The organism is Massilia sp. LMS1-1-1.1 (assembly GCF_040815535.1).
Lineage (GTDB): Bacteria > Pseudomonadota > Gammaproteobacteria > Burkholderiales > Burkholderiaceae_D > Janthinobacterium > Janthinobacterium aestuarii.
In genome coordinates this window covers 432,521-444,471 of record NZ_JBFPNG010000012.1, presented here as the reverse complement: position 1 = coordinate 444,471, position 11,951 = coordinate 432,521, and the positions used below count along the sequence as shown (strand labels likewise).

The window sequence follows — 11,951 nt, the reverse complement described above, 5'->3', positions numbered from 1 at the left end:
TCCAACGATGCATTCCAGCGCTCCTCCTTCCCTGATGTCCGGCGGCCAGGCCGCCTATGCCTCCAGCATGGCTGCCGGTCCCGGCACGGAACACACCTTGATGGACCTGATGTACGACGGGTTTTACGCCCTGTTCATGCTGAAGAACGGCAGCGGGCCGCAAGACAATGCCGATTTCATCAGCAAGATGACGCACTTCCTCGATGAGTTCAGCCGCGGAGCGAAAAAACAGGGCGCGTCGGCGGACGATATCGACGCCGCAAAATATGCGTTCTGCGCAGCCGTCGATGAAATCATCCTGCGCTCGCCCTACAGCATCCGCGACGAATGGGCACGGCGGCCGTTGCAGCTGGTGCTGTTCGGCGACCAGCTGGCCGGCGAAAACTTCTTCATCCGCCTCGAAGCGCTGCGCGCGCGCGGCAGCGCGCACCTGCAGGCGCTCGAGGTATTCCACATGTGCCTGCTGCTGGGTTTCCAGGGCCGCTACATCCTGGAAGGCCCGGAAAAACTCAACTACCTGACGGCGCGCCTGGGCGACGAAATCGCCCAGATGAAGGGCAAGAAAACCGGCTTCGCCCCGCATGCGGAGCGGCCCGACCAGATCATCCACAAGCTGCGCAACAACGTGCCTCCATGGGTGCTGTGTTCGGTGTTCGCCCTGATCTGCGCGCTGGGCTACCTGGGGCTGCGCACCATGCTGGCCAAGCAGACGGAAGCGCAGATCAATGCCTACAACGACATCGTCAAGCTGGCGCCGCGCGTGGCCAACCTGAGCATTACCCTGCCGTGATGGGCGGCGCACAACAAGCCCCCGCCGACACGGGCCAGTTCGGCACCGGCCTGAGCCAGCATGCGCGGCTCATCACCCTGGCCACGGCGCAGCAGTCGGGGCAGCCGGAATCGCTGATGGCGGAACAGTTCGAGGGCCGCGAGGCCGTCAATGAACTGTTCCGCTTCGAAGTCGATGCCCTGAGCACTGCGGCCAGCCTGGACCTGGCCTCCTTCATCGGCGAGGAAATGACGCTGTGCCTGCTTCAGCCCGACGGTAGCCAGCGCGCCTGGCACGGCATCTGCACCGATTGCGCCTGGCTGGGCGCCGACGGCGGCGTGGCGCGCTACCGGCTGCGCCTCGAACCGGCCCTGGCCCTGCTGCGGCTGCGCCGCGACAGCTATATTTTTCAGGACAAGCATGCGCGCGACATCGTCACCGAGCTGCTGGCCGACTACCCGCAGCTGCGCTTCGAATTCGACGTCAGCCAGGCGCTGGCCACGCGCGCCATCTGTACCCAGTACCGCGAAAGCGACTTCGATTTCTTCGCGCGCCTGCTGGCCGCCGAAGGCCTGAGCTGGCGTTTCGAGCACGACCAGCCTGGCGGCGCGCAGGAAGGCGGCGACGGCCAGGCGCAGGCCAGGCACAAACTGGTGATCTTCGACAGCAAGGCCACGGCGCCGCAGACGCCGGGCGGCGCCGACATGCGCTTTCACGGCGTGCGCGCCACCGATACGGACGACGCCATCGACCGCTTCGGCGCGCGCCGCCAGGTGCAGTCGAATGCCGTCAGCATCAGCAGCTGGCACCCGGAACAGGTGACGGCGCCCGCCGCCGAGCAAGTCTCCAGCCTGGAGGCCGGGCAATTGCCGCAGCTGGCCGTGTATGACGGCGCCGGCGAGCGCCTGCATGCCGACCGCGCGGCGGCGGGGCCGCACAGCGAGCGCATGCTGCAAGCGCTGGAACTGGACAACAAGCAGTTCGACGGCGCCGGCGCCGTGCGCCGCCTGGCCGCCGGCCACGCCATGCGCCTGCTGCAGCACGAGCAGCATGCCGATGGCGCCAACGCATTCACCGTGCTGTGGGCCGAGCATCAGGCGCGCAACAATGCGGGACCGGCCGGCGCCAGCCTGGGCGGCATGCTGTCGCAGCTGGCCAGAACGGCCGGCCTGGGCGGCGTGGCCGACTGGATCGCCGGCCAGATCGAACCGGGCACCTACCGCAACCGCTTCGGCTGCGTGCGCGCCAGCGTGGCCATCGTGCCGCGCGCCACCGCCGCGCGCGCACCGGCCGTGGCGCTGGGTCCGCAGACGGCGCTGGTGGTGGGTCTGGCCGACAGCGTGGCCACCACAGGCCGCGACCATCAGGTGCGCATCCAGTTTGCCTGGCAGCGCGGCAGCGCCGCCAATCCGGGCGGCCTGGCGCACAACACCGACCAGCAGGGCAACGCGCCCGGCAACGAGGCGTCCGGCGCGTGGGTGCGCGTGGCCGAAGCGCTGGCCGGCCCGAACTGGGGCTCGCAATTCACGCCGCGCCTGGGCACGGAAGTACTGGTCGATTTCATCGAAGGCGACATGGACCGCCCGCTGGTCGTCGCCCAGCTCTACACGGGCAGCGACACGCCGCCGTATGCGGCCGGCGAGGAGTCGGGCGTCAACCATGCAGGCGTCCTGTCGGGCATGCACAGCCACAATTTCGACGGCGCCGGCTACAACCAGTGGGTGCTCGACGATACCCAGGGCCAGCTGCGCACCCGGCTCGCTTCGAGCAGCGCCGCCACCGAGCTCAATCTGGGCTACCTGGTGCAGCAAGACGCCACCACGGCGCAACGGGGCAGCTACCGCGGCAGCGGCTTTGAATTGCGCACCGATGCCTGGGCCATGCTGCGCGCCGGCGAAGGCATGCTGATCTCGACCACGGCGCGCGCGCGCCAGGGCGCCGGCGTGGCGTCGAGCCAGCTCGACACGAAGGAAGCGCTGGCCCTGCTGCGCGGCGCCTGTGAGCTGAGCAAGACGGTGGCGACGTCGGCAAACCAGCAAAAAGCCCTCGTCAGCAAGGATGCGAACCAGGCGCAGCTGGACATGGCGGCGCAGATCGACCCGCAGCAGGATGGCAAGTACCAGGCCGCAGTCGGCGGCCAGGAAGCCAGCAAGGCGGGCAGCGGCACGCGCGCGCCCGATACGGCGCAGCCCGTGGAACGCTACGCCCAGCCGCTCGTGCTGATGGAGTCGCCCAGCAGCATCAACTGGGCCACGCCCGCTTCGACCGTGCTGTTCGCGGGCCAGCAGCTGCACTGGACGGCGCAGGCCGACCTGCACATGATGGCCGGCCAGACGGTCGCCTCGGTGGCAGCCAACGCGGCCACGCTGTTCAGCCAGGAAGGCGGCATCAAGGCTGTCGCGGGCAACGGCCCCGTCTCGCTCGAAGCGCATACCGACCAGCTGGAAATCCTCGCCGATCAAGCCATCACGGTGATCTCCGTGAGCGACAGCATCGACATCAAGGCCAACCAGAAGATCGTCCTGCAGGCGGGACAATCGTCGATCACGCTCGAGGGCGGCGACATCACCTTCCGCTGCCCGGGCCATTTTACGGTCAAGGGCGGGCAGCATGTCTTCAATGGCGGCGCCAGCGCCGCCGCCGGCCTGCCGCCGCTGCCCGACAGCCGCCTGAAACTGTTCGACGAAGGCTTCGTGCTGAAAGACCGCGACACGGGCGAACTGATGCCGCGCCAGCCCTACCGCATCAAGCGCGCCGATGGCAGTATCGAAACGGGCATGACGGACGCCAGGGGCTTGACCCACGTCGTGGCCGCCGCCGCCGTCGAAGCGCTCGTGATCGAACTGCTCAAATCGCCGGGCCAGTTGCCCGAGACGCCGGACAGCCCTGCGCCCGCGCCTGCCCCCGCGCCAGACACGCGCGCCAAGACGCCAGCGCGCGGCACGACGGCCAAGGCGCCGCCCAAGCCCGAGCCGAAATTCAAGGAAACGGGTACGTCGAGCACCAGCCCCGTCGACAACAAGCAGCGCAAGGAAGTGCTGATCAAGCGCCCCGCCTGCTGGATCGACGACTATGAAAAGGAGATCGACGTCTCCAGCGTGCCGCGCTACAACAACACCTTCGGCGCCAATGGCGCGCCGCATAACTATTTCGACACCGTGCGCTACAAGATCTACGTGCCCGTCAAGTCGAATACCAGCATCATCGCCGAATTGCGCGTCAAGGTGGTGACGGTGCTGTCGGCCGAAGACCAGGCGCTGGAAGACCGCGAGAAAGGCACCCCACAGGCCGCCACACGAGCCAAGCAGCGCGCCGCCGTCATCAAGTACGTCAAGGAAGTCGCCAGGACGGGCCTGGAACAACACTGGAACAATAAATTCCGCATGGAGATCGTCGATCCGGAATGCGGCACGCGCGTACTGCCCATCGTCTACCGCGTGGAGTACGTGGAAAGCAGGGAGCACTACACCATGCAGATCCACAAGCGCTACGACCGCGAAGGCGTGACCGGCACCGTGATCGACGTATCGATGGCCACCAACGGGCAAACCCATGCGCATGAATTCGGCCATTGCTATGGCATACCGGACGAATATTCCTATGTCGACGGCGATGACGAAACCGTCAAGTACATGAAGCCAGACGGCAGCTGGGATGCGCCCGTGCCGGCCCTGGCGGACGGCACGGAACCGGACCCGGCAGTGGCCAACATCATGAGTGCCTACGGCTCCGTGATTGTCCTCAAGCGGCACGGCTGGCAAATCGCGATCGAAGTGCAAGAATTGCTGCGGGCGAAAATAGGACGGAAAATCAAATGCGATATCATCCTCAATGGCTCGTGACCGGGCTGTTTGCAACCTCCCTACACCTCACAGGACACGCCATGCCGAACGACGTACTTTCCGTCAGCGCCCATTGCCTCGACAACCCGGCCTGCATTTTCACGGGCAGCGACATGCGCATCGAGGTCGTCATCAAGAATACCGGCACCGCGGCCGTCGGCTATCCGCTCGACTACATCCAGCAGCGCGGACCCAACCTGCGCCTGATCGACAACGTGAGCGAACAAAGCCAGGTCCTGAAGACGAGCCTGGCGGACCATGCGCTCAAGCGCGCCTTCACCACCATCGCGCCGGGGCAGTCGGTGGCGCTGCAAACCATCATCAAGCATACGGAGCTGCTGCTGTTCCGCAAGGAATTCGTCGATGTGACGGCTGAAATCGGCGTCTCGGCGGGGATCCGGACGGCTGGCAGCGAGGAAGCGCTGCCCTTCAAGGGAGGGACAAGCTTGAAGATTATTGGCAGGGATACGCTGGAGCGGGAGGCGAAGCGGTGATGTTTGTCCTCTGGGTGATGTTTGTCCTCTGGGTGATGCCGGGGGGACTGCGTGATGCTGGCTATGCTGGCTGTGGGAGGCGATGCGTAGGCGCTGGCCGCTACGGCTTGAGATGAGGGGACGGCGCTGGCCGCTGCGCGGCCAGCGGGGCCGCGCGGGGCGCGGCAGAATGGCGATTCGAATAGCCTCGCGCCCCTTAGGGCGCTCCGTCTTCGAATCCCACCGTTCCGTCCAGACAAATAAAAAAGCCTCCCGCAGGGGAGGCTTTTTTATTTGATTCTGGCGGAGACGGTGGGATTCGAACCCACGATACAGGTATAAGCCGTATGCATCCTTAGCAGGGATGTGCCTTCGGCCACTCGGCCACGTCTCCTAGCTGATTACTCAACTATGTCTCTGTAGCTAACTGCGCTGCAGCGACGAACGTCATAATATCGATTGCCCCCCCTTTGGTCAAGGGCGCGGGGCAATATTTTTGGATATTTAAGCTTTTTCCAGCTCGAACGCTTTATGCAGCGCGCGCACGGCCAGTTCCATGTACTTTTCATCGATCAGCACGGAGATCTTGATCTCGGAAGTGGAGATCATCATGATGTTGATGCCCTCTTCCGACAGGGTACGGAACATTTGCGATGCGACGCCAACGTGGCTGCGCATGCCCACGCCGACGACGGACAGTTTCGACACTTTCGCGTCGCCCGTGATGCTGGCCGCGCCCAGCGATTCGCGGTTCGCTTCCAGCACGGCCAGCGCGCGCGTGTATTCGCCGCGCGAGACGGTGAAGGTGAAGTCCGTTTTACCGTCGACCGACTGATTCTGTATGATCATGTCGACTTCGATGTTCGCGTCCGCCACCGGTCCCAGGATGTGGTACGCCACGCCTGGGCGGTCGGGCACGCCGAGCACGGTGATTTTGGCTTCATCGCGGTTGAAGGCGATGCCGGAGATGACTGCTTGTTCCATGTTTGTATCTTCCTCAAACGAAATCAGGGTGCCTGAATTGGCTTCTATTTCCAGCGGCAACATCGGGTCGGTCAGCGACGACAGCACGCGCGTGGGAACGCGGTAGTTGCCGGCGAATTCCACCGAACGCGTTTGCAGCACTTTGGAGCCCAGCGAAGCCAGTTCCAGCATTTCTTCAAAGGTGATGGTCTTCAGGCGGCGCGCCTCGGAGACCACGCGCGGGTCGGTCGTGTAGACGCCGTCGACGTCCGTGAAGATCAGGCATTCGGACGCCTTCATGGCGGCGGCGATCGCCACGGCCGACGTGTCCGAACCGCCGCGGCCCAGGGTCGCGATGTTGTCGTGTTCGTCGACGCCCTGGAAACCGGTAATGATGACAATCTTGCCCGCATCGAGGTCGCGTTTGACTTTTTCGTCATCGATCGACTGGATGCGTGCCTTGGTAAAGGCGGAATCGGTCTTGATCGCGACTTGCCAGCCAGCATAGGATACGGCTTGTTTGCCGATCGCCAGCAGTGCCATCGACAATAGGCCGACGGACACTTGTTCGCCTGTCGAGGCGATCATGTCAAGTTCACGGGGATCGGGTTGATCCATGATTTCCTTGGCCAGTCCAATCAGGCGGTTGGTTTCGCCCGACATGGCGGATGGCACCACCACGATTTGATGCCCAGCGTCGTGCCACTTGGCAACGCGCTTGGCGACATTCTTGATACGGTCAGTCGAGCCCATCGACGTACCGCCATATTTGTGGACGATTAAAGCCATAAGAGTGAAGTTTCCGCTCAAGAAGAATAAAAAAGGAGGGCTTTACTCTACATGCCGCAATGCAAAATAACAAGCTAAAAAGCGCATTAGCTCATACCGATTGCGCATATGGAAATAACCAATCCATGCAGTCCAGCTGGCTTGGACAGCCACTTGCCAGCCACCCCGGGAGTGGCCGTGGCAGCTGCCCCTACGCTCAGCAGGAGAGCCAGCGCAAGGCGACGCGGGGGCGATCCAGCAGACTCAGGCAATGGCAATCGAGGCCTATACCGGCCGCGAACAGCAATTGTCGCGCCGCACAGACAAGCGGCAGGCGTTCGCGCTCCCAGGCGGGCACGTCAAACGCCTGGTAATGGTATTTCAAGCTCTTGGTGGGACGGTTCAAGGCCAGTTTCAGGCGCTCGCCACCCTGGCGGAAATCGATGGTCAAGGTTTGAGATTGCAACCAGGCAATGTCGATACCCTGGCCGCCCTCTTCCACCGCATCGAAATGCAGCACGCCGCCATACGCGGGAAAGGCCAGGCTCGCTTCGCCCTGCCACGTAAATTCCTGGCTGGCCTTTTCCAGGCCGGGAATGCCCGCGTCGCTCTTGTCGCGCATGCCGGCCAGATCATCGAGCTTCGGCGTCAGATATAAACGGTCGCGGTGGCGCCGCACGTGGCATTCGGGATGCGTGACCAGCAGTTGCGCATCGGGCCGCGCTTCCAGCAATTGCGCCAGCATTTCCGCCAGCCACGCCGTCGACGGCATGCGCAAGCCGCGCGTGCCGAACCAGTGGCGCAGCAGGTTGTAGCAGCGGTCCGCGCTCAACTCGCGCAATTTCGCCAGCTCGATGCAGTCGCCATCGAGGCACGCCGCCAAATCCTGCGTCGCCAGTTCCGTCAGCAGGCGCTGCGCCGATTGCGCATGCTGGGCGCTGCGGGCGAAACGTTCCTGGAAACCGGGAAAGGCCTGCGCCAGCACGGGCATCACCTGGTGCCGCAGGGCATTGCGGGCAAAGCGGGGATCGTCGTTCGATTCGTCATGGATGTGCGTGATCGCATGTTTTTCCACGTAGCTTTCCAGCTGCTTGCGCGACACGGGCAGCAAGGGGCGCGCCATCACCAGGCCCGGGTTGCCCAGCAGCTCGGGCGCGCTGTTGGCGCCATCCATGCCGGACAAGCCCGCCGTGCCTGAGCCGCGCAACAATTGCAGCAACACCGTCTCGGCCTGGTCATCCTGGTGGTGGGCCGTCAGCAGCAGGCGCACGCCGTGCGCGGCGCACAGCTCGCCCAGGGCCGCGTAACGGCGCTTGCGGGCCGCCTCTTCCGTGCCCGTCTTCGCATTTTTCTCCAGGGTGACCTTGCGCGCCTCGAAAGCGATGCCCATGCCGGCGGACAATTGTTCGCAGTGGGCCAGCCACGCATCAGCATTCGGGCTCAGACCGTGGTGCACGTGAAAGGCGTGCAGAGCCACGCCGTGCTCTTGCGCCCAGGCATGCGCCAGGTGCAGCAGGGCCGAGGAATCGAGGCCGCCGCTGAGGGCGATGGCGATGGGGCCGCCCGCTGGCGGCGCGCAGGCGTCCAACGCACTGGCGAAAATGTCGGCGACGGTGGCGGTTTGTTGCTTTTTCAATCAGGACTCCGGGAATGCAAAGAGGGACAGGCTGCTAAACGGATGGTGTCGTTTAGCGGACTGTCCCTGGTGTCGTTTTAACCCAAGACCTTGAAAAGCCGGGGTCAGACCGTGAGGGTCTGACCCCAGACTCTGCCGTTGGGTTTAAATATTACTCGCTCGGCGTCGTTTCCTTGAACTTGCCGTAGCTCAGCAGTTTTTCATGGCGCGCGGCCAGCAGGTCCTTGGTTTTCATGCCCTGGAACTGGCGCAGGGTGTCGGCCAGTGCGCGTTTGAGCAAGGTCGCCATCTGTTTCGGATCGCGGTGGGCGCCGCCCAATGGTTCGTTGATAATCTTGTCGATCAGGCCCATGGCTTTCAGGCGGTGGGCGGTGAGGCCCAGCGCTTCGGCCGCGTCGGAGGCGCGCTCGGCACTCTTCCACAGGATCGAGGCGCAGCCTTCCGGCGAGATCACGGCATAGGTCGAGTATTGCAGCATCAGCACGGCATCGCCCACGGCAATGGCCAGCGCGCCGCCGGAACCGCCTTCACCGATGATGGTGGCGATCAGCGGCACTTTCAGCTCGGCCATCACGTACAGGTTGTGGCCGATGGCTTCCGACTGGCCGCGCTCTTCCGCATCGATGCCGGGGAAGGCGCCTGGCGTGTCGACGAAGGTGAAGATGGGCAAGTTGAACTTTTCAGCCACTTTCATCAGGCGCATGGCCTTGCGGTAGCCTTCCGGCTTCGGCATGCCGAAATTGCGCATGGCGCGCTCTTTCGTGTCGCGGCCCTTCTGGTGACCGATGACCATGCACGGCTGGCCGTTGAAGCGGGCCAGGCCGCCGACGACGGACAGATCGTCCGCGTAGCTGCGGTCGCCATGCAATTCGTGGAAATCGGTAAAGATTTCATTCACGTAATCCATGGTGTAGGGGCGTTGCGGGTGGCGCGCGATCTGCGCCACTTGCCAAGGGGTCAGCTTGGCGTAGATATCTTTGGTCAGCTGCTGGCTCTTCTTGGCCAGGCGGTCGATCTCTTCCGAGATGTCGACGGCCGAATCGTCTTGCACGAAGCGCAACTCTTCGATCTTGGAATCGAGTTCCGCGATCGGCTGTTCAAAATTGAGGAAAGTCGTTTTAGTCATTGTACCTCCAGGTTTTACCGGCCACGGCGCCAGGGCGCGCGGCGTCATCTATGTTTATTTTACCGTACCGGCTGCTGCGCCGGGGGCTGCATCGGGTGCGGCAGGGGCGGCTGCAGGGTCGAGACTGCGCCACAAATACCACGTCGCCACGGTGCGCCACGGTTCCCAATTGGCGGAAACTTCGCGCGCATCGCTGCGGGAAACTGGTTCACCGGAGAAATAATTGACGCTGATGCCCTGAATCAAACCGGGGTCGTCGAGCGGCAAGACATTCGGCCGGAGCAGATTAAATATCAGAAACATCTCGGCTGTCCAGCGGCCGATGCCGCGGATCTGCACCAGCTCGGCGATGACGGCTTCGTCATCCATCTGGTCCCACTGGCTCGCGTGCACGCGCTTGGCCTTGAAATGGTCGGCCAGGTCGAGGATGTATTCGGTCTTGCGTTTGGACAAGCCGCAGGCGGACAACTGCTCGGCGCCCGCCTTCAATACTTGCGACGGCGTGCATTTCGGGCAAGCGAGCAGCAGCTTTTTCCAGGCAGCGTCGGCCGCCTTGGGCGTGATCTGCTGCCCCACCAGCGAACGGGCCAGGGTCGTAAACGGGTCGCTGTGGCCGACCAGGTGCAGGTCGCCAAATTGCGGGATGAGCTTTTTCATGATGCGGTCGCGCTTCATCAGCTCGATCTTCGCCTCTTCCCAGTAATGTGGCACCTGGATCACCTGCGCGGCTATTACCGGCGCTTCCCCGTTTTCCCTGGACGTTGGCATCATGCGCGGCGCCAGTTGGTCGAGCCGTCAGGCTTGTCTTCGAGAATGATGCCCGCTGCCAGCAAGTCGGCGCGGATCTTGTCGGATTGCGCAAAGTCGCGCGCCTTTTTCGCTGCGCTGCGCGCCGCGATGGCCGCTTCGATGCCGGCCGCTTCGTCCTGGCCGCCAGCGGCGGCGCCGACGGTCGCTTGCAGGAATTGCTGCGGCGTGCGTTCCAGCAAGCCGAATACGCCCGCCAGGCCCTTCAATTGACGCGCCAGGGCTGGCGACTTGCTCTTGTTGACTTCCGTTGCCAGGTCGAACAGGGCGGCCACGGCCAGCGGCGTGTTGAAATCGTCGTCCATCGCTTCGCGCACGCGCACGGCGTGCGCCTCGTTCCAGTCGATGGCGCCCTCTTCCACCGCCACGTCGGCCAGCGCCGTGTACAAACGGGTCAGGGACAAGCGCGCATCGTCGAGGTGCACGTCCGAGTAATTGAGGGGGCTGCGGTAGTGCGCGCGCAGGATGAAGAAGCGGATGACTTCGGCATCGAACTTTTGCAGCACTTCGCGGATGGTGAAGAAATTGCCGAGCGACTTGGACATCTTTTCATTGTCCAGGCGCACGAAACCGTTATGTATCCAGTAATTGACGCTGGTGTGGCCGAACGCGCCCTCGGATTGGGCGATCTCGTTTTCGTGGTGCGGGAATTGCAAGTCCGCGCCGCCGCCATGGATGTCGAACTGTTCACCAAGCAAGGCGCACGACATGGCCGAGCACTCGATATGCCAGCCCGGGCGGCCCTTGCCCCACTTCGAATCCCATTTGACTTCTTCCGGCTCGGCATCCTTCGACGACTTCCACAGCACGAAGTCGAGCGGATCGCGCTTGCCCGTGTTCACGTCGACCCGTTCGCCCGCGCGCAGGTCGTCGAGCGACTTGCCCGACAGCTTGCCGTAATGGGGGAAATTGCGCACGGCATAGTTCACGTCGCCATCCGCGCCCTGGTAAGCGAGTTCCTTCGCTTCCAGCTGCTCGATCAGGCGCAGCATCTGCGGCACGTATTCGGTGGCGCGCGGCGTGTGGTCGGGCGTCAGGATGCCCAGCGCGGCCGTGTCTTCATCCATGTACTGGGTGAAACGCGTCGTCAGCTGGGAAATCGTCTCGCCGTTTTCCACGGCGCGGCGGATGATCTTGTCATCGATGTCCGTAATGTTGCGCACATAGGTAACGTCGAAACCGGACGCTTTCAGCCAGCGGTAGATGACGTCGAAGGCCATCATCATGCGCGCATGGCCGATATGGCAATAATCGTAGATGGTCATGCCGCACACGTACATGCGTACCTTGCCCGCTTCCATCGGAACGAATACCTGCTTCTCGCGCGCCAGGGTGTTGTAAATCTTTAGATTGCTCATCGTACTTTGCAAGTGGAGCGGCCGCCAGCCTGGCAAAACGACAGACAGGCGCGGACACCGGGGGTGCCGCGCCACAGAACTGCCGTGTGCGCCGAGACGGGACGACCCGCTGTATTGTTGTTCTTGTTTGTTAGAATTAGGGCGTTAGCGGTCAAGTATAACATTGATAAAAACCATACTGGCCCGATATGAATCAGGTTTTTACGATG

Annotated in this window: 8 protein-coding genes and 1 tRNA gene; 3 read left to right on the top strand and 6 right to left on the bottom strand. The window is 63.3% G+C overall.

Annotation, left to right across the window (positions count from 1 at the left end; genetic code table 11):
- Nucleotides 1-7: 7 nt before the first annotated feature.
- Genes icmH through MRBLMS1_RS11955 form a run of 3 tightly spaced genes read left to right on the top strand, consistent with a single transcriptional unit; the run spans nucleotide 8 to nucleotide 5,105 of the window.
- Complete coding sequence (icmH, locus tag MRBLMS1_RS11965; protein WP_139091268.1) at nucleotides 8-790, top strand: type IVB secretion system protein IcmH/DotU; 783 nt, start codon at nucleotides 8-10, stop codon at nucleotides 788-790.
- Nucleotides 790-4,611, top strand: coding sequence for a type VI secretion system Vgr family protein (locus MRBLMS1_RS11960; RefSeq protein WP_485879533.1), 3,822 nt, complete (start codon nucleotides 790-792; stop codon nucleotides 4,609-4,611). Before icmH ends, MRBLMS1_RS11960 begins: the two co-directional genes overlap by 1 nt.
- Before the next feature lie 41 nt (nucleotides 4,612-4,652).
- Complete coding sequence (locus tag MRBLMS1_RS11955; RefSeq protein ID WP_485879532.1) at nucleotides 4,653-5,105, top strand: hypothetical protein; 453 nt, start codon at nucleotides 4,653-4,655, stop codon at nucleotides 5,103-5,105.
- Nucleotides 5,106-5,385: 280 nt separating this feature from the next.
- Here the strand turns inward: MRBLMS1_RS11955 and MRBLMS1_RS11950 are convergent.
- The 6 genes from MRBLMS1_RS11950 to cysS all read right to left on the bottom strand — a co-directional run bounded on the left by MRBLMS1_RS11950 (nucleotide 5,386) and on the right by cysS (nucleotide 11,742).
- Nucleotides 5,386-5,478 (bottom strand) — tRNA-Ser (locus MRBLMS1_RS11950).
- Nucleotides 5,479-5,588: 110 nt separating this feature from the next.
- Nucleotides 5,589-6,836, bottom strand: a complete 1,248-nt coding sequence (locus tag MRBLMS1_RS11945) for an aspartate kinase (RefSeq protein WP_034756957.1) — start codon at nucleotides 6,834-6,836, stop codon at nucleotides 5,589-5,591.
- Nucleotides 6,837-7,032: 196 nt separating this feature from the next.
- On the bottom strand, nucleotides 7,033-8,451 hold the full coding sequence (gene tilS, locus MRBLMS1_RS11940; protein ID WP_485879531.1) for a tRNA lysidine(34) synthetase TilS: 1,419 nt from the start codon (nucleotides 8,449-8,451) through the stop codon (nucleotides 7,033-7,035).
- Between the two features lie 151 nt (nucleotides 8,452-8,602).
- On the bottom strand, nucleotides 8,603-9,577 hold the full coding sequence (locus tag MRBLMS1_RS11935; RefSeq protein WP_034784047.1) for an acetyl-CoA carboxylase carboxyltransferase subunit alpha: 975 nt from the start codon (nucleotides 9,575-9,577) through the stop codon (nucleotides 8,603-8,605).
- Nucleotides 9,578-9,631: 54 nt separating this feature from the next.
- On the bottom strand, nucleotides 9,632-10,345 hold the full coding sequence (locus MRBLMS1_RS11930; protein ID WP_128140838.1) for a DNA-3-methyladenine glycosylase family protein: 714 nt from the start codon (nucleotides 10,343-10,345) through the stop codon (nucleotides 9,632-9,634).
- Nucleotides 10,345-11,742, bottom strand: coding sequence for a cysteine--tRNA ligase (cysS, locus tag MRBLMS1_RS11925; protein ID WP_485879530.1), 1,398 nt, complete (start codon nucleotides 11,740-11,742; stop codon nucleotides 10,345-10,347). Before cysS ends, MRBLMS1_RS11930 begins: the two co-directional genes overlap by 1 nt.
- Between the last annotated feature and the right edge of the window lie 209 nt (nucleotides 11,743-11,951).